The sequence below is a fragment of the Pseudomonas sp. HK3 genome, assembly GCF_052920985.1.
The window spans coordinates 155,751-173,970 of record NZ_JBREXD010000001.1; the positions used below are offsets into that span (position 1 = coordinate 155,751).

The following is an 18,220-nucleotide window of genomic DNA, read 5'->3' on the forward strand; positions in this document are numbered from 1 at the left end:
CTCATGCAAGCATCATTCAAACTTAATTTAAATATTGTAATCACGATTATACTTGCGCTGTGTATTTATGGCTGCAGTACGGTACAGAAAAATAATCGCTTATTTGAGCAGTTAGGCGGCCATGATGGCATCGCCTTGTTAACCGACGCCTTCATTGAACAAATACAATATGACAAAGATGTGATGCCCTATTTTTTAAAAACCGATGTCGCACGCTTTAGAGAAAAGTTCATTGAACAAATTTGTATGATCAGTGAGGGCCCATGCCAATACACGGGTGACACAATGAAAAATGTACATACTGGCATGGATATTAACGAGCATCATTTTAATGCAATTGTGGATGATTTAATCATGGCAATGGATAGTATTGACTTACCCACAGCCACACAAAATCAATTATTATGTTTGCTCGCCCCCATGCGTAAAGACATTATTTATCGCTAACTGAGCGCTAAAAATCAAGCGATAGATTATGCGTTTGATGCTCAGCTAAATTCCAATCAATGGGCTTTTTATGGTGTTTGTCTAAATAAGCATTCGCTTTAGAAAAACAACTAGAGCCTAAAAACGCATCAAAGTGTTTACCCTGCTTTGTCGCCCCTAGCGGGCTTGGGTGAGATGTTTTAATCACATAATGCTTTTGCGTATCAATTTTGGCGCACACATCATGAGCAAAGCGACCCCAAGCCAAAAATACAACCTGCTCTTTGTGTTGGTTAATATAATCAATACAACCTTGAGTGAAGACCTCCCAACCCTGTTTACTGTGACTGGCAGGCTCACTTTCACGTACCGTTAAACACGAATTTAATAACAGCACGCCTTGTTCCGCCCAAGCTTGTAAATTACCTGAGTCAGACACCGTTAAGCCTAAGTCACGGTTTAATTCTTTAAATATATTTTTAAGTGACGGGGGGATTTTAATATTGTCTTGAACACTAAAAGACAAGCCATGAGCCTGACCCGCACCGTGATAAGGGTCTTGCCCCATAATCACGACGCGTACATTTGATAGCGCGGTTAACTTGAATGCATCCCATACATTGCCTTTAGGTGGGTAAACCGTTTCATCAACATATTCTTCCTCGACATATTCAAGCAAGGTTTGCATGTAAGGCTGGCTTAACTGGCTAGAAAAATATGCCTGCCATGATGCATCCAATGATTGCAATGGGTTCATTAACACGCCTAATCATCCGCATCTAAGTCAGAGTTTGAATCGGGTTTACCATCACCCTTTTCAAATTGTTCTTTTGATACAACAAATAAGCGATAAATAAAAATAGTAAAGTAAGGCAATACAATGACATTGACGGCAAATTCAAGAATGGCTTGAGCCATTGGCCCGACGGCCACCATTAAGCCAATAAGAACAACCGCTGCAACATAAAAAAGCATCACGAAGCTTAGAGTCATGAAGCTTCTAAAAATAAAGGTATTATTTTTAATCAGTTGATTGCTGGCCTTTAACGCATCAAACGGGGTTGTACCGTCGACTAAGGTAAAATAAACCGCAAAAAAACAGCGATACAAGTAAAAACACATAGGCACGGCAACAATCAGCGCAACAAGCGTGACCTGTAGCTGTTCATCCGCAATACCCGCTGCTAATAAACTGCCTACAATGGCCGTAGGGATTGAGATCACAACGGCACCCAAGCCAAATATGATACTGGTGCCGGTAATAGGCAGTACCTTTTGCAAGGTCATCTGAAAAGCATCACCCAAACTGTCGTTTTGATCTTGTGAAAATTGATGAACCAGCACCATCATATACGCCGAGAAGAACATGCTAATAAGCATGACTAATAAGGTGCCCATGACACTTGGTTTGCCCTCGCCCATGGTGGCAAACATCAAAAGCGGTGACAACGCTGAGGCAATACTCAGCCAAAAGACCTTATTGAATAGACGCCCATAGAAATTGAAACTTTGTTTTAGTATATCTGTAGCCGTTGCAGTCATATTGAACACATCTCAAATATTAATGATCACGATACCGAGTATATCGGGAGGTATCGATTGATGCGAGCGACTTAGTTGATCCACGTAGTCAACTTACTCACATTCTGGCGAATAAAGCAGCAAGATTGAACGAACGATTTAACGTTGGAATAAACAGTGACTGATCTATAATAACCGATTGAAAATGATAGCCTGAGAGTCAAATGGATTTACTCCCTAAAATAGTATTAGCTGCATTATTATGTGGCATGACCGCCTGTACTTTTTTACCCGGTATTGATGACGAACAGCCTTACACCAGCGAAAGCTGTAGCTCATTACCCAAAACTTAGATTTAAAAGCATATTGGGGGTTTAGTGAGTCATCAGAGCTAAACTCATCTAGTCAAAATACCTCAGAAGCAGAAACTGACAAAATACCTAAAAGTGATAACAGCTTTTTTTCGGGGGGCTCTAATCGTTCCGATGACTTTATTTTTCGTGCCCTTTTAGCCTGGGGCGCCAGTACATTAATCATATCTGGCAGCATTGTTGTCTCAGGCAACATATTGCACTGGAGCGAATATCAAGGTCGTTGTGATGAAAGTGAATTACGTCAATTTGTTTACCAACTTTAAACACTTCTGATTAATTACCGTCTAAAATACAGACATAAAAAAACCCAAACTAATTTAAAATTGATTTGGGTTTTTTGTATTTACGCGCTTATTAGTAGTTAACTATTTTAACGGGCGCATATGCGGGAACAAAATGACATCCTTGATGGTTGGGCTGTCTGTAAACAACATCATCAAACGGTCAATACCAATGCCTTCACCAGCGGTTGGTGGCATACCGTATTCAAGCGCTTGAATGTAGTCGGCATCGTAATGCATGGCTTCATCATCACCCGCATCTTTTTCATCGACTTGACGCTGAAAACGCTCTGCTTGATCTTGCGCATCGTTAAGCTCAGAGAAACCATTCGCTAACTCACGACCACCAACAAAAAATTCAAAGCGGTCAGTGAAGAATGGATTATCATCACTGCGACGAGCCAGTGGTGATACTTCCCATGGGTAAGCCGTGATGAACGTTGGCTGGTCAAGTTTGTGCTCTGCGGTTTCTTCGAATATTTCACATAACCACTTACCTGGGCCCCAAACGCTTTGCTTAGGCTCATCTTTAATGCCCACTTGCTTGGCGTATTCTTTTAATTTTTCAATATTGTTTTCACAATCTTGAATCACAGCAGGATCAAAGTCTGGGTTATATTTAATTACCGCATCGGCCATAGCGATACGCGCAAACGGCTGTGCAAAATCGTAAACCACTTCAGTTAGTACATTGCCGTCACTATCTTTGGTTGTGTTAACAATGTCAGTGGTGCCCATCACATCTTGTGCAAGAGTACGTAACATATCTTCTGTTGTATCCATCAAGTCATGATACGTGGCATAGGCTTGATAGAATTCAATCATGGTGAATTCAGGGTTATGACGCGTAGACAAACCTTCATTACGGAAGCTGCGGTTAATTTCAAATACACGCTCAAAACCACCCACAACCAAACGTTTAAGGTTTAATTCTGGTGCGATACGTAAATACATTCCCATGTCTAATGCATTATGGTGTGTTTCAAATGGCTTAGCGGTTGCGCCACCTGGAATCACTTGCAGCATTGGGGTTTCAACTTCCATAAAATCACGTTTGGTTAAATAACTGCGAATACCAGCCACTAACTTTGAGCGAATTTTAAATAAATCACGGGTATCTTTACTCATGATTAGGTCAACATAGCGCTGACGGTATTTGGTTTCTTGATCCGCAAGGCCGTGAAACTTATCCGGTAACGGGCGTAGTGATTTAGTAAGCATCACAATGTCTGACGCCTGGGTCACGTTAACGAACAACTCACCCTTACCTGATTTATGCAATGCACCGCGCGCACCCACAATATCGCCTAGGTCATAAACGGTTTTGTAATTGATTTCTTTTTGCACTTCTTTTGCAATATAAATCTGAATGGTGCCAGATGTATCTTGAATTTGAGCAAACGGGCCACGTTGAAACATGATGCGACCAGCAACCGATACTTGGTTGTCTTGCTCTTCTAATGTTGGTTTATCAAACTCACCAAATTGAGCTTGTAGGTCCGCGGCCACGTGTTTTCGATCAAAATCGTTCTTATGTCCATTAGCTGGGCAGCCTTCACGAAGTGCATCTAATTTTGCACGACGTTCAGCGATCAATTTATTTTCGTCACGTGGTTCAGTCATTTTTTTACCTTAGTTTAAAGTCTGATTTTTTAGCCAGACGTTTTTAATTTTCTTGGCCCTAGTCAGATGGCAGACGTAAGGCTCGTATTTTTTATGGAAGGGCGCTCGCGCTCGATTCAAATAAATAATCGCGCGCGAGCGCCCTCCCACATTTTATCTCGCTAGTTGCACAATGGGCTGCGCGTATAACTTAATTCTATTACACCTGAGCTGTAATAGCGCAGATGAGAGAGGGCAAAATTAACGCCGAAACACAGTTTATAAATACTAAATGAGTATGCAGAATTAATTTTTAACGCACTATCATCAAGTTAGTGCGCTCAGAGGCCTGCTTTAAGCGAGGCTTCCATAAACGGATCAAGCGCCCCGTCCAATACAACCTGCGTATTACGATTTTCGACGCCGGTGCGTAAATCTTTGATACGTGAATCGTCCAACACATATGAACGAATCTGCGAGCCCCAACCAATATCACTTTTTGTATCTTCAAGTGCTTGGCTTTCTGCATTACGAATACTTAACTCGCGCTCATACAGTTTTGCTTTCAACTGCTTCATGGCTTGGTCTTTGTTTTTGTGCTGGCTGCGCTGGTTTTGACACTGAGTAACTGTGTTGGTCGGTACGTGAGTAATACGTACGGCAGATTCAGTGGTGTTAACGTGCTGACCACCGGCACCCGATGCACGGTATACATCGATCTTTAAATCCGCAGGGTTTATGTCGATCACAATGTTGTCATCAATTTCAGGGGATACAAACACTGACGCAAACGAGGTATGACGACGGCCACTTGAATCAAATGGAGACTTACGCACTAAACGGTGTACGCCTGTTTCAGTACGTAACCAGCCAAATGCGTACTCGCCTTCAAAGCGAATAGTCGCGCCTTTTATACCAGCAACATCGCCAGCGGTGGCTTCCATCAACTCGACTTTAAAGCCTTTAGCCTCACCCCAGCGTAAGTACATTCGCAGAATCATTTCAGCCCAATCTTGGGCCTCAGTGCCACCAGAACCAGACTGTATATCTAAGTAGGCACTGCTTGGGTCCATTTCACCGGAAAACATCCGACGAAACTCAAGCTTTTCGAGTAATGCCTGTAAGCTTTCAAGCTCTGACTCTACCTCTGTAACACTGTCGGCATCGTCTTCTTCGACCGACATTTCGAGCAATTCTTGGCAATCGTTTAGACCTGAATCCATACCGTCTATGGTTTTGACAACAGCTTCAAGACTAGAGCGCTCACGGCCTAGCTCTTGTGCTTTTTCAGGGTCATTCCAGATTTCAGACTGACCGAGTTCTAGTTCAACTTCTTGTAGGCGCTCGGCCTTTGTATCGTAGTCAAAGATACCCCCTAAGCATGTCTGTACGTGCTTTGAGGTCTTTAATCTGATTGATGATTGGTTGAACTTCCAAGGAAACTCCTAGGGGCTAGGCCATAATAAAAAATAGGGCCGGATTTTAACCAAAATAACGCATTAAAAATAGATCAAACAGAAAAGAAAGTCGCTTCAATTGTATGTAAAAAGCAATAAAGACGGGGGTTACAGCTCCTTCATCCACCAACAATCCAATCCATCCAGCAGCATATGAATTAACAAACCAATGCCGACCCAGCCCACGACACTCTCAACGGGCTTAACCTTTTGTTTTAAACCCCTTTTAATCCATGGCCATGCGGCCATAAGTGCATAAACAGCAATGGGTGCTAATTGATGCAAAGGATGAAATAAAATACTGCAACGATTGGGCGCATAAATAGGCGCTGCCAACAAATGATCAACATCCACTGCCATGGTGGCAATCATGATCATCAGCACGGCTTTCCACCGATGAGAAGGCGCACACCAATAAGCAACCACTAAAGGCACCAAGGCATGTAAAAACAAGTGAATAATCGCGCGCTGCTGATCGATAAAGCTTAAAACAGGTTCAAGCATATTAACTACGGTAAAGGGTTTTAATTAGGTGATAACCAAACTGGGTCTTAATCGGCCCATGTACTTTCAGTATTGGTCGTTTAAACACCACCTCATCAAAGGCTTTTACCATGTCACCTTTTTGAAACTCACCTAGATTACCGCCGTTTTTCTTACTCGGGCAGGTACTAAATTTCTTGGCAAGCGCCCCAAAGTCTTCACCTTTGGCAATACGCTCTTTTAACGTTTCAGCTAAGGCTTTATCTTTTACTAAAATATGACACGCACTGGCTACTGGCATACTGCCTCCAAATCAAACTAAATCAGAATTAGCGGCATTTTACCGTATAATCGACCAATTGATGATTAACATTTGTAACCGTTTAGCAATTAGGTGAACTATGGCATTAACCGCAAGTATCTTTAAAGTACAACTACACATCAGTGACATGGATCGCCATTACTACCAGAGCCATTCATTAACGTTAGCCCAACACCCAAGCGAAAACGATTTACGCATGATGGTGCGCCTAATGGCATTTGCCTTAAACGCACACGAAGAGCTGAGTTTCACTAAGGGCTTAAGCAACCAAGAAGAACCTGACCTGTGGCATAAAACATTAAGCGATGAAATTGAGCTTTGGGTTGAATTAGGGCAATTAGAAGAAAAGCGCTTACGCCAAGCCTGTGGCAAAGCAAAAAAAGTGATTATTTACACTTACAGCGACAAACAAGCTGGCCCTTGGGTCACACAAATGCAGCCTCACTTTGCACGCCAAAAAGCGTTGTCGGTATTTCACATCAACAGCGAAGCCAGTGAACAACTTGCTAAACTTGTGAGCAAAAACATGGATATTCAGGTCAGTATTCAAGACGGTGAAGTGTTTGTAAGCAGTGAGCAAGGGGAAATTAATTTTACGCCAGAAAAACGTTTTCCTATTTAATCACTCGTAACAAAGACTGTCTTGCAACAGGGTGTACATAAACACCCTGCTGCAATCTTAAACAAAAACCATTATTCCTTTAGTTGCTTTGTTGCAGCCTGCTTGCGAATATCATCAACCAGTTCATAACCAATCCCCCAGTTATCCAATTTCACCTCATCAATCACCACAAACGTTGTCGCAGGGTTTTTATTTAACACATCAACCAATAACTGAGTTACTCCAGTGACTAACTGTGCCTTTTGGTCACGGGTGACGCCTTCATCGGTAATTTTAATATTGACATATGGCATTGTATTTTCCTTTATGTACAGTGAGTTAGATTTTCTTAATTAATATTAACGGCTTAAGTTATAGGCCTGATACTTTCTTACGTTCAGGAAGACTAAATCTCATTAACACCTCTTCAAAAAAGTCAGGCGAATTTGAGCCCGAAACTATGTACTCATCATTAATCAAAAAAGCAGGTATAGACGTAACGTTTAATGTTGCGACTCTTTGCTGTTTTTTGCTTATCTCTTTTAATAAAACAGGGTCAGTTAACGATTGCAGGGCATCGCTGCGATTAAGGCCAAGTTGCTCAACAAGATCCAACAACACAACCTCATTACTTAAATTGCTACCTTTGGTAAAATAGGCATCAATCATGAGCTCATTAAGTGCTCGGTGTTGACCAAATTTTTCAGCCCAGTGAATCAAACAATGTCCTTTAAACGTATTGTAATAATGAGTACGTTTAGAAAAGTCATAAGATACGCCAGCCGCCGTACCCGTTCTGATTAAACTGGTCTGATATTTTTTTAATTGATCAGCATCCCAGCCCATACGCTCTTTAAAATAATCAGCAATCAGCTCACCTTCTGGCGGCATTTCCGGATTAAGCTGAAAGGGCAGAAATTGAATATCAGCCGTTACGCCATCCTCTATTCGCTCTAACGCAACCTTTAAATGGTTATAGCCAATCGGGCACCAAGAGCATACAAGGTCATGAATCATTTCTATTTTGATTGTTTTCATTATTTACTCCTGTGCTATTGAGTAAATTACTTTCAGCCGACATATCGGTATACATTTTATTAACAATCAGCCATCGTTGGTTTTCTTTTAGCAGCCCTAAAAAATCCACATAAGAATAATCAAACAAAGGACATTCCACCTTTACCATGGCTTGATCTTGTAATATTTCTATCGACAATACTTTAAAACCATATGCGTACCCTTGTTGAGCCGGCACTGGTCGGGCGCCAACCGCATTTAACCATTCTGTTTTAGTTCGCCTAACGCCTGGCGCTTTCAACACAACATCATCATGAAAAATAGCATTCAATTTTTTCACATCCGCAAAATGCAAACCGTCAAAATAATCTTGAATGACCGTTAAAACACCTTCAAATTCCTGCTGCATATTCATACTCCATACATGCGTATGTTAAGAGAGTTTAATCAAGCCGCTTGCGCAGCTTCTGCATCAAGAGAAGCGTTTAAACTTGGCAATGACAAAATAGCATCAAGCATAGATCGTGTGCACGGCCCTATCTCAATTGCTACAGGAAAATGCTCACCCCAGCGGGAATAAACAGCCAACATAATGTCAGCGGCTGAATAATGCGCGCCACCTAAAAATGACTGTTCGATTAAACGACCTTCGACCACTTGCCATAATTCGTTAATCCACTCTTGTGCCGCTTGAAACGCGTCTTGTTTGCCCGTGTCACTCGTCATACTGTGTGCAATAAAAAACAAACGACTATAGGCTGGGTGCATAGTGGCATTGGCAAACATAATGTTTTGTATTGCCTGAATTTGGCCCACCTCATCTTTGGGGAATAATGGGTTTGGGTGCTGCTTTAAAATATGCAGCATCACCGCAGCGCCTTCTTTAATGATTTGCTTACCATCATCAATGACAGGGACCGTGCCAACTGGGTTAATGGATTTGAAATCATGATGATCATTTTTATTCACCAGGCGTACATCCTGACCTAACTCGCGCAATACTGTTTGCGTGGCCAATGAACATGCCTGTGGTACGTAATAGAGGGTATACATGTTGTGCTCCTAATCTTGAGTCTGCCCGTTAAGTAAGCTAACTGAGTAAGATCAGTTTAAGCGCTGCCCTTTCAATGAAAAATAGCTACAATGAGAACCAAATGTTCTTAATTTGGAAACAGTATGGATAAACTAAGAGCGATCAGACTTTTTGTTAGACTGGCCGAGCTGGGCAGTTTTACTCAGGTGGCTAACGAACAAAACAGCTCTAAGTCTATGGTGAGTAAAGAAATTACTCGTTTAGAAGAGTCTATTGGCGCACGCTTGCTACATCGCTCTACGCGCCACTTACAACTCACGCCAGTTGGCGAGGGCTATTTACAGCATTGTCGCGAAATTTTAATTAAGCTCGACGATGCCGAGGCCTATGTACAAGACTTACAAGAAGCGCCCAAAGGCAAGCTCAGAATTAACGCCCCCATGGCGCTGGGCCTAACCGATCTTGCTGACATGTTTGCTGCGTTTATGATCAAATTTCCAAACATTGAATTAGATATCAACCTAGATGACGAGCCCATCGACTTAATCGAACAAGGTTTTGATCTTGGTTTTCGCGCGTCGAGTAAACCATTTGATTCTAATTACATTGGCAGACCGCTTACGCGGTTTAGCTATAAGGTGTGTGCGTCCGAAGATTACTTAAAAAATCACCCAACTATTACAACCCCACAAGATTTAACTCAACATAACTGTTTTATTTACCGATATTTTTTAGGCAAGGATGTTTGGCCACTGGATGGCCAAGTGCATATCTCAGGTAACTTAAAAGTAAACAGCACACTCTTTATGATGGCCGCCATCAAATCCGGTATCGGCATTGGCTTTATCCCTGACTTTGTATGCAAAGAGTTACTTGAAAAAAAGGAGGTCATCGAAATATTGCCTGACGCTAAGCGCCCAGATTTAACACTGTATGCTTTATACCCTGCACGACATCACTTACCGCCAGCGCTAAAGCATTGCATTGAATTTTTACAGAATTGGTTTGAACAAAGAGATGGAATCTAACAAGGAAAATAAAAAAGCACTTAAGTAACCTGCTTGGCTTAAGTGCTTTTCATTAAGAATTAAACCTCTTTTAGGCGTAATTCTTTAGGTAGGCTAAAGGTAATGTTTTTCTTCACGCCCTTCAAGCTCTATGGGCAAGGTGCCACCAAGTTCTTGCACACGAGCAACCACTTGGCGAACCAATACTTCAGGTGCGGATGCGCCTGCGGTAATGCCGACTTTTTTGGAGTCAGTAAACCAGTCTGCTTGAATCTCATCAGCGTTATCAATTAAAAACGCCTTGGCGCCCATACGCTCACCTAACTCACGTAATCGATTGGAGTTTGAACTGTTTGGGCTACCGACCACCAAGATTAAATCCGATTGTGTGGCTAAATCTTTTACGGCATCTTGGCGGTTTTGCGTGGCGTAACAAATATCATCCGTTTTAGGGCCCTGAATTTCAGGAAACTTAACGCGCAAAGCTTTAATCACTTTTGCGGTATCGTCCATAGATAACGTAGTTTGACTCACATACGACAACGCGGTGGGATCACGTGGTGTCAGTGCAGTTACGTCAGCTTCATCTTCAACTAAATAAATTTCGCCGCCAGCACTGTGATCATACTGCCCCATGGTGCCTTCTACTTCTGGGTGGCCTTTGTGGCCAATCAAAATCACTTCGCTGCCTTTTTTAGCGTAGCGGGTGACTTCCATATGCACCTTGGTGACTAACGGGCAAGTGGCATCAAATACTTTTAAACCACGGCTTTTTGCTTCGTCTTGCACCACTTTTGATACGCCGTGAGCACTAAAGATAACAATGCAATCATCAGGCACTTCATGCAGCTCATCTACAAAAATAGCACCGCGATCACGCAGGTTATCGACCACAAATTTATTGTGTACAACTTCGTGGCGGACATAAATGGGCGGTTCAAATAAATCTAATGCACGGTTAACAATGTCGATAGCGCGATCAACACCAGCACAAAAACCGCGAGGATTGGCTAACGTGATATCCATATTATTGGCCATCGCTCACGTTGATAATTTCAACGTCAAACGTTAACTGTTTACCCGCCAATGGATGGTTAAAATCAACAACCACTAGGTTATCTTCAACTTTTTGAATGACACCCGGTAGCTCCGCTTGGTTAGCATCCGCAAACGAAACGACCATTCCTTCTTCAAGCGCCATATCGGCAGCAAAATCACTGCGTTTCATGTGCTGAATATTATTTGGGTTAGGCTGAGAGAACGCTTTTTCTGGTGGTACAACAAAACTTTTTTTATCACCGGCTTCTAAGCCAATAATCAATTCTTCAAAGCCTTCAGGTAAATTACCATCGCCCACTTTTAAAGTAGCGGGTTCACGATCAAACGTAGTATCAACAACCTGACCATCCGCCAGCTTTAATGCGAAATGGAGTTCAACTTGTTTACCTTGAGCAATTTGCATAACGTTTACTTCACTTTAAATAGGTTTATTTCGCGGTTTGCTTTTTTTGCAAAAACAAACTGTCGATCAGCAACATGGCAGCACCAACAGAAATAGCACTGTCTGCAATATTAAAGGCAGGAAAATAACTAGGCCCCCAATGAACATGAATAAAGTCCACCACGTGACCATACGCTAAGCGATCATATAAATTACCAATCGCCCCACCAATCACTAACGACAACGCCGCCGCCAGCCATTTTTCATTTTCTTTGAGCTTCATTAACCATACGCATAATACGCTACTCACAGAGATGGCGATTAAGGTAAAAAACCAACGCTGCCAACCGCCTTCATTCGCTAAAAAGCTAAACGCTGCGCCTTTGTTGTACAACAAGGTTAAATCGAACACAGGCAATACATACACAGGCTGAGCATACTGTAAAAAATGCTCTGCCATTTGCTTAGTTGTAAAATCTAAAATAATGGTCAGCACGGCCAACCATAACCATTTTAAACGGGACACTTGCAAACCGGTGAACTGTTCTTGAATGAGTTTTTTAAGCATTAAGCATAAGCCCTTTGTTCACCATCACCAGCTACGTTTTCAACACAGCGACCACACAATGCTTCGTGCTCTTTGTGTGCACCTACGTCTTCACGATGGTGCCAGCAGCGATCACATTTCTCGTGTTCGCTTGCTTCAATCAATACACGTAAGCCATCAATCTCTGTGGCTTGCCCTGCATTGCCATCAAACGCTTTCACATCAGCGGTTGAAGTAATGGTGACAAAACGCAACTCATCCCCTAGGCTGGCTAAGTCTTTTGCAAGTTGGCCGTCAACATATAACGTGACTTTTGCGCCTAAGCTTGCCCCAACGATTTTTTCGTTACGGGCTTTTTCTAGTAATTTATTCACTTCAGTTTTCACCGTCATGATTCGACGCCAGAAAGCATCATCAAATTTTTCATCTTTAGCATTGAACAAATCACCATACCATTCCGCTAGCAAGACACTATCTTCTCGCTCACCTTTGATTTGTGCTGGCATTTGTTCCCACGCTTCTTCAGCCGTAAAGCTTAAGATGGGGGCCATCCAACGAATCATGGCTTCAGCTACGTGATATAAAGCGGTTTGTGCAGAGCGACGCGCTGCCGAGTCCGCTTTGGTTGTGTACTGACGATCTTTAATCACATCTAAGTAAAAACCGCCCAGTTCATTCACACAGAAATGATGCAGCTTTTGATAAATGTTAATTAATTGGTATTCGTTGTAATGCGTTTGAATTTCACCTTGCAGCTTATTGGCTTGGTCAACAATCCACGCATCCAGCGGCAATAACTCATCGGCTGACATCATGTGTTTTTGTGGCTCAAAACCGTTAATGTTCGCCAATAAGAAACGCACCGTGTTACGGATACGGCGATACGAATCTGCGGTACGATTAAGAATCTGATCACTTACCGTCATCTCACTGGTGTAATCCGTAGACGCCACCCATAAACGTAAAATGTCACCACCCAGCTTATTCACCACATCTTGCGGTGATACTGTGTTGCCGATTGATTTCGACATTTTTTTGCCGTCACCATCAACGGTAAAACCATGAGTTAACACAGTTTTGTAAGGTGCTTTACCACGGGCACCTACACTGGTCAGCATTGAAGACTGGAACCAACCACGGTGTTGATCTGACCCTTCTAAATATAAATCGGCTGGCACGTGTAACTCAGGGTGCTCTTCAAGTACGGCTGTGTGTGTCACACCTGAATCAAACCACACATCTAGTGTGTCAGTGATCTTTTGATAATCATCCGCTTCGCTACCCAATAGTTCACTTGGCTCTAAATCAAACCATGCATCGATGCCTTCAAGCTCTACTTTTTTCGCAACTTGTTCAATTAAGTCTTGAGTATTTGGGTGCAACTCGCCGGTTACTTTATTTACAAACAACGCGATAGGCACACCCCAAGTACGCTGACGAGAGATACACCAATCTGGGCGAGTCCCCATCATGGCTTCGATGCGCGCTTTACCCCAACTTGGACGCCAATCAACTGCATTTTCGACTTCGTCCATGGCTTGCTCTAACAAACCATTTTGATTCATTGAAATAAACCACTGCGGCGTCGCGCGGAAAATAATTGGGCTCTTGTGTCTCCAGCAGTGTGGATAACTGTGCGTAATGTTTTGCTTTTTAAGCAACGCCCCTTTCTCATTCAAAATGCCCAGCACTTTAAAGTTACCTTTATCGGCAACACTTAAACCTGAAAGCTCTAACGCACTTAACGCTTCGTTTTCAATGAATAAGCCTTCAGCGTTTACCAGCATAGCTTGAGAGGTAATACCATATTTGTTCGATACAACGTAATCATCCGCACCATGGAAAGGCGCGGTGTGAACAGAACCCGTACCAGAGTCTGCGGTAACGTGTAGGCCTGTGATGATGGGTACAAATTTTTCTGCTGCACCTTCATCGCTAGGCATAAACGGATGCTTCACGCTAAATGGCGCGCTGTCGCTTTCTTCACGTACCCAACCAAAGTCTGCACCTTTTGCGAAACCGATGGTTTCGTAACCATCAGCCGCAATACCGTAACGCTCCATGGCATCACGCACTAAACCTGTGGCTAAAACGATTAATTCATCCGCTTCTTTTAAATACACTAATGCGTATTCAATTTCTGGGTGAACCGAGACCGCTTCGTTTGCAGGCAGTGTCCACGGAGTGGTTGTCCAGATAACGATGCTTGACGTTTTTGTTGTAAATTCGGCTGCGTCTTTTTCTAGCTTAAATTTCGCTAATAAATCCGTTGTGTTTTGAAATGCAAATTTTACATCAATGGAAACCGATTTTTTATCTTGATACTCCACTTCCGCTTCTGCCAATGCAGAACCACAATCCATACACCAGTTAACCGGCTTCTCGCCTTTGTGTAAGTGACCGTTATTAATGATGCGACCAAGTGTGCGAATGATGTTGGATTCAAATTTGAAATCCATGGTTAGATAAGGTTTATCCCAATCACCCAAAACCATCAAACGTTTAAAGTCATTACGCTGACCATCAACTTGTGTTTGTGCGTATTCACGACATTTTTGACGAAAGGTTTTTGCATCCACCGCGACGCCCGCTTTACCAATTTGTTTTTCAACGTTTAGCTCTATTGGTAAACCATGACAATCCCAACCTGGCACATAAGGGGCGTCTTTGCCGCTTAGGGTTTGAGATTTGATAATGATGTCTTTTAATATTTTATTCACCGAGTGACCAATGTGAATATCACCATTGGCGTACGGAGGGCCGTCATGCAAAATGAATTTTTCGCGACCAGAACGGGCATTACGAATGGCTTTGTATAAATCCATTTCTTGCCATTTTTTCAATGTGGCAGGCTCACGCTGTGCCAAGTTTCCACGCATTGGGAAATCGGTTTCTGGAAGATTAAGTGTCGATTTATAGTCGGTCATTTTGGCTCTTACTGTTCGTTAAAATAGGCCTTGGCCAATTGGATATCGTTGAGAATGGCCGCTTTAAGTTCGTCTAGTCCGTTAAAGCGTTTTTCATCTCGTATTTTATGTTTGAACACCACTTCAATTCGCTGCCCATATAAATCACCGGCAAACCCGAATAAATGGGGTTCTAAAATAGGCTTCGTGCCGCCTACTGTTGGACGCATACCAATATTGGCCACGCCATTAAAGTTACCCGCTTGGGTAAAAACTTCGACCGCAAACACACCCACTAGCGGAGTATGATTGCGCTTTAATAAAACATTGGCGGTGGGCACACCAAAGGTGCGGGCTAATTTTTGCCCGTGGGCCACTCGACCAGAAATACTGTATTCACGCCCTAACAAGGTTTGTGCTTGGGTAAGGTCTGCATCGCTTAATGCTTGGCGAATCAGCGTACTGCTAACGCGCTCACCTTCTTGTTCAACGGTGCGCGTGTCTTGCACCTCAAAATCAAATTGCTCGCCGCTTTTTTGCAGGTAGGAAAAATCACCTGTGCGATCGCAACCAAAGCGAAAGTCATCACCAATGATAATGGCTTTTACATTTAGGCCATCCACCAATACTTGTTTAACAAATTGCTCTGCGCTTAAGCTACGAAAACGATTGTTAAACGCCATACACGCTAAGGCATCGATCCCCTGGGCTTGCAGCAGCTGTATTTTTTCTGCCAGTGTACTTAGCCTTGCTGGGGACGCTTGTGCGTCAAACCACTCTTTGGGTTGCGGCTCAAACACCATCACCACGGTCGGCAAGCCAAGCGCTTGTGCAGTGGCTTTAAGCTTATTCAATACACGTTGATGCCCAAGGTGAACGCCATCGAAATTGCCGATGGTCAGCACACAGCCTTGCTCAAAGGTTTGAATATTATGTAATGCGCGGAAAAACTGCATAGTACAACTGTAAAATAAAAGCCCGCATTATAGAGGAGCCAAGGCCCAGTGAATAGCCATTAAGGCCCAAGCGATGGCTTCTGTGAATAATTAAGCACGCAAAAGCGTAATTCCATGGCGCAATCGTAAAACTAAGCACCTGTCCTTGCGGATAAATCTTTGAATCGTACGCCCATCAATATCAGACTTGCACCATAGCTACCTGCACCCGCTGACACCAGTGCCAGCATCCACATGGCACGCTGCCACTCCCCAAACACCATCCACTGCTCAATACTTGGATTTATCGTTAAAATCACCGCAACCATTACACTGTTGGCAACCGCAATACGAATGATCCATTTCGACCAACCATGCTGTGCTTGATAAAAGCCCGCTTTGCGTAACCCTAAAAATAACCACAATGCATTCAGGTACGCCGATAGTGTGGTGGCCAGCGCCAATCCCGTATGAGCCAATAGCAGCACCAGTGGTAAATTAAACACCATATTGGCTACCATGGCCTTGATCCCAATTTTCACCGGCGTTTTAGTGTCTTGGCGTGCATAAAACCCTGGTGCCAGTACTTTGATTAACATGAACGCCAACAAGCCCGCGCCATAAGCCATCAAGCTTAACGACATATTTTGCACATCATAGGCGGTCATTTCACCACGATAGAAAATCGTCGCCATCAGTGGGGTCGCTAGCAATACGAGCGCCAGCGCCGATGGCAGGCCGATAAGCAACACCATACGCAAGCCCCAATCTAGGGTTTCATTAAATTGCTGCTGATTCTTACCTGCGTGCTTTTGCGATAGGCTGGGTAAAATCACTACGGCAATCGCAATCGCAAACACACCCAAGGGCAGTTGCGCCAAGCGGTCTGAGTAGTACAGCCAGCTCACTGAGCCGCTTTCTAGGAACGACGCCAGCAACACATCAAGTAACAAGTTAATTTGGCTTACCGACACACCAAAGAGCGCGGGCACCATCAACACCAAAATGCGCTTAACGCCAGAATCAGCAAAAGCGGGTTTTGGCACAGCCATCAACCCTAGCTTCATCACAAACGGCAACTGAAAACCAAGCTGTACAATACCCGCTAACATTACGCCCCAAGCAAGCGCCATTAACGGCTCATCAAACCAAGGGGTAAAATAATACGTAGCCAGAATCAAACACAGATTCAGCAAAACCGGTGTGACGGCAGGAATGGCAAAATTGCCATAGGTATTCAACACGCTACCGTAAAAGGCGGTTAAGCTGATTAATAACAAATAGGGAAACGTAATTCGCAGCAGTTCGCTGGTCAGCGCAAACTTTTCTGGGTTGGATGCAAACCCTGGTGCAAATACCCAAGTTAACAAAGGTGCTGCGGCCACCGCCACAATGGTAAAAGGCCCAATTATGGCCAATAGCGTCCCCGAAACAGCCTTAACTAACCCCTTTACGTCCTTGTCTTGCACCTTGTACTCGGACAAAACCGGCACAAACGCAACACTAAACGCCCCTTCTGCGAATAAACGGCGAAAAAAGTTAGGAATTTTAAACGCCACGAAAAATGCATCCGCGCGCGCCCCAAAATACGATGCCACCAGTACATCACGGACCAAACCCAGCACTCGCGACACCAATGTCATGGCACTGACAATTGACGATGAGCGTAACAGGCCCGATTTTACTGGGGTTGGTTGAGGATTGGCAGGTTGTTCAGAATTACTCATACAAGCAGACTTAAGCCATTGTTTTTATTAAAAGTTGAGCGTCATTGTAATCTGAGCCTGTCATTGGCACGAGCCTTAAATATCATTTAGCCTTAAACAGACAAAGGGTTTGACAAAAAGCTCGCTACTCCGGATAATTCGGCACCCTTAAATCTAATGTAAATACACTTTTTCGAAGGAGCCTGATAGTGGCAAATTCAGCTGGATCACGTAAACGCGCTCGTCAGGCGGTTAACCGTCGCTCTCATAACGCTAGCCTACGTTCAATGGTTCGTACTTATCTTAAAAAAGTACGTGCAGCCATCGATACGAAAAACTACGACGAAGCTCAAACCGCACTAACTGCTGCAGCACCATTTGTAGATAAAATGGTAACTAAAGGCATTATGCACAAGAACAAAGCGGCTCGCGTTAAAAGCCGTTTGAACGCTGCGGTTGTTGCCCTTAAAGGTTAATCGCTCAGTGCGGGCTTGTTTGTAAGCCCAATAAAAAAAGCCAGCATTGCTGGCTTTTTTTATGCATGTCATTCTCGCTCTAATA

20 protein-coding genes and 1 pseudogene are annotated in these 18,220 nt (G+C 43.3%); 5 read left to right on the top strand and 16 right to left on the bottom strand.

Annotation, left to right across the window (positions count from 1 at the left end; genetic code table 11):
- Window positions 1–3: 3 nt before the first annotated feature.
- Complete coding sequence (locus ACU6U9_RS00625; protein ID WP_446733157.1) at window positions 4–447, top strand: group I truncated hemoglobin; 444 nt, start codon at window positions 4–6, stop codon at window positions 445–447.
- A 7-nt stretch (window positions 448–454) separates the two neighbouring features.
- Here the strand turns inward: ACU6U9_RS00625 and ung are convergent, their stop codons facing one another.
- Window positions 455–1,183, bottom strand: coding sequence for a uracil-DNA glycosylase (gene ung / locus ACU6U9_RS00630; protein WP_446733158.1), 729 nt, complete (start codon window positions 1,181–1,183; stop codon window positions 455–457).
- An 8-nt stretch (window positions 1,184–1,191) separates the two neighbouring features.
- On the bottom strand, window positions 1,192–1,968 hold the full coding sequence (locus ACU6U9_RS00635; protein ID WP_446733159.1) for a hypothetical protein: 777 nt from the start codon (window positions 1,966–1,968) through the stop codon (window positions 1,192–1,194).
- A 203-nt stretch (window positions 1,969–2,171) separates the two neighbouring features.
- Between ACU6U9_RS00635 and ACU6U9_RS00640 the strand changes: the two genes are divergently transcribed.
- Window positions 2,172–2,300: a hypothetical protein gene (locus ACU6U9_RS00640; RefSeq protein ID WP_446733160.1), complete on the top strand. Its 129-nt coding sequence runs from the start codon at window positions 2,172–2,174 to the stop codon at window positions 2,298–2,300.
- Between the two features lie 386 nt (window positions 2,301–2,686).
- Here the strand turns inward: ACU6U9_RS00640 and lysS are convergent, their stop codons facing one another.
- The 4 genes from lysS to ACU6U9_RS00660 all read right to left on the bottom strand — a co-directional run bounded on the left by lysS (window position 2,687) and on the right by ACU6U9_RS00660 (window position 6,445).
- Entirely contained in the window at window positions 2,687–4,225 is a 1,539-nt protein-coding gene (gene lysS, locus ACU6U9_RS00645; protein WP_446733161.1) for a lysine--tRNA ligase, read from the bottom strand.
- A 320-nt stretch (window positions 4,226–4,545) separates the two neighbouring features.
- A protein-coding gene (gene prfB, locus ACU6U9_RS00650; RefSeq protein ID WP_446735038.1) for a peptide chain release factor 2 occupies window positions 4,546–5,587 on the bottom strand; the annotation gives its coding sequence in 2 pieces (ribosomal slippage) (window positions 4,546–5,568 and window positions 5,570–5,587; 1,041 coding nt in all).
- Window positions 5,588–5,769: 182 nt separating this feature from the next.
- A complete protein-coding gene (locus ACU6U9_RS00655; protein ID WP_446733162.1) occupies window positions 5,770–6,165 on the bottom strand; it encodes a DUF6122 family protein in 396 nt (131 codons plus the stop codon).
- 1 nt (window position 6,166) lies between these two features.
- Window positions 6,167–6,445 (bottom strand): peptidylprolyl isomerase, encoded by a 279-nt coding sequence (locus ACU6U9_RS00660; RefSeq protein ID WP_446733163.1) that lies wholly within the window; start codon window positions 6,443–6,445, stop codon window positions 6,167–6,169.
- A gap of 100 nt (window positions 6,446–6,545) precedes the next feature.
- Between ACU6U9_RS00660 and ACU6U9_RS00665 the strand changes: the two genes are divergently transcribed.
- Window positions 6,546–7,088: a YaeQ family protein gene (locus tag ACU6U9_RS00665; protein WP_446733164.1), complete on the top strand. Its 543-nt coding sequence runs from the start codon at window positions 6,546–6,548 to the stop codon at window positions 7,086–7,088.
- 71 nt (window positions 7,089–7,159) lie between these two features.
- Here the strand turns inward: ACU6U9_RS00665 and ACU6U9_RS00670 are convergent, their stop codons facing one another.
- Genes ACU6U9_RS00670 through ACU6U9_RS00685 form a run of 4 tightly spaced genes read right to left on the bottom strand, consistent with a single transcriptional unit; the run spans window position 7,160 to window position 9,137 of the window.
- On the bottom strand, window positions 7,160–7,381 hold the full coding sequence (locus ACU6U9_RS00670) for a 2-hydroxymuconate tautomerase family protein (protein ID WP_446733165.1): 222 nt from the start codon (window positions 7,379–7,381) through the stop codon (window positions 7,160–7,162).
- Between the two features lie 58 nt (window positions 7,382–7,439).
- The gene (locus ACU6U9_RS00675) at window positions 7,440–8,105 is read right to left on the bottom strand and encodes a DsbA family oxidoreductase (protein ID WP_446733166.1); all 666 of its coding nucleotides are present in this window, start codon (window positions 8,103–8,105) and stop codon (window positions 7,440–7,442) included.
- Window positions 8,074–8,493 (bottom strand): nuclear transport factor 2 family protein, encoded by a 420-nt coding sequence (locus tag ACU6U9_RS00680; protein WP_446733167.1) that lies wholly within the window; start codon window positions 8,491–8,493, stop codon window positions 8,074–8,076. Before ACU6U9_RS00680 ends, ACU6U9_RS00675 begins: the two co-directional genes overlap by 32 nt.
- A 38-nt stretch (window positions 8,494–8,531) precedes the next feature.
- Window positions 8,532–9,137, bottom strand: coding sequence for a glutathione S-transferase family protein (locus ACU6U9_RS00685; RefSeq protein ID WP_446733168.1), 606 nt, complete (start codon window positions 9,135–9,137; stop codon window positions 8,532–8,534).
- A gap of 123 nt (window positions 9,138–9,260) precedes the next feature.
- Between ACU6U9_RS00685 and ACU6U9_RS00690 the strand changes: the two genes are divergently transcribed.
- The gene (locus ACU6U9_RS00690) at window positions 9,261–10,145 is read left to right on the top strand and encodes a LysR family transcriptional regulator (protein WP_446733169.1); all 885 of its coding nucleotides are present in this window, start codon (window positions 9,261–9,263) and stop codon (window positions 10,143–10,145) included.
- Between the two features lie 59 nt (window positions 10,146–10,204).
- Here ACU6U9_RS00690 and ispH read toward each other — a convergent pair.
- From ispH to murJ, 6 genes and pseudogenes are all read right to left on the bottom strand, one after another.
- Window positions 10,205–11,150: pseudogene (ispH, locus tag ACU6U9_RS00695) on the bottom strand (4-hydroxy-3-methylbut-2-enyl diphosphate reductase).
- A 1-nt stretch (window position 11,151) separates the two neighbouring features.
- Entirely contained in the window at window positions 11,152–11,586 is a 435-nt protein-coding gene (fkpB, locus tag ACU6U9_RS00700) for an FKBP-type peptidyl-prolyl cis-trans isomerase (protein ID WP_446733170.1), read from the bottom strand.
- A 25-nt stretch (window positions 11,587–11,611) separates the two neighbouring features.
- Window positions 11,612–12,133, bottom strand: coding sequence for a signal peptidase II (lspA, locus tag ACU6U9_RS00705; protein WP_446733171.1), 522 nt, complete (start codon window positions 12,131–12,133; stop codon window positions 11,612–11,614).
- The gene (ileS, locus tag ACU6U9_RS00710) at window positions 12,133–15,039 is read right to left on the bottom strand and encodes an isoleucine--tRNA ligase (protein WP_446733172.1); all 2,907 of its coding nucleotides are present in this window, start codon (window positions 15,037–15,039) and stop codon (window positions 12,133–12,135) included. Before ileS ends, lspA begins: the two co-directional genes overlap by 1 nt.
- Window positions 15,040–15,047: 8 nt before the next feature.
- Window positions 15,048–15,974, bottom strand: coding sequence for a bifunctional riboflavin kinase/FAD synthetase (gene ribF / locus ACU6U9_RS00715; RefSeq protein WP_446733173.1), 927 nt, complete (start codon window positions 15,972–15,974; stop codon window positions 15,048–15,050).
- Window positions 15,975–16,105: 131 nt separating this feature from the next.
- Window positions 16,106–17,680, bottom strand: a complete 1,575-nt coding sequence (gene murJ, locus ACU6U9_RS00720; RefSeq protein ID WP_446733174.1) for a murein biosynthesis integral membrane protein MurJ — start codon at window positions 17,678–17,680, stop codon at window positions 16,106–16,108.
- 188 nt (window positions 17,681–17,868) lie between these two features.
- Here murJ and rpsT point away from each other — a divergent pair, with 188 nt between their 5' ends.
- Window positions 17,869–18,135: a 30S ribosomal protein S20 gene (gene rpsT, locus ACU6U9_RS00725; protein ID WP_446733175.1), complete on the top strand. Its 267-nt coding sequence runs from the start codon at window positions 17,869–17,871 to the stop codon at window positions 18,133–18,135.
- Window positions 18,136–18,220: the final 85 nt, after the last annotated feature.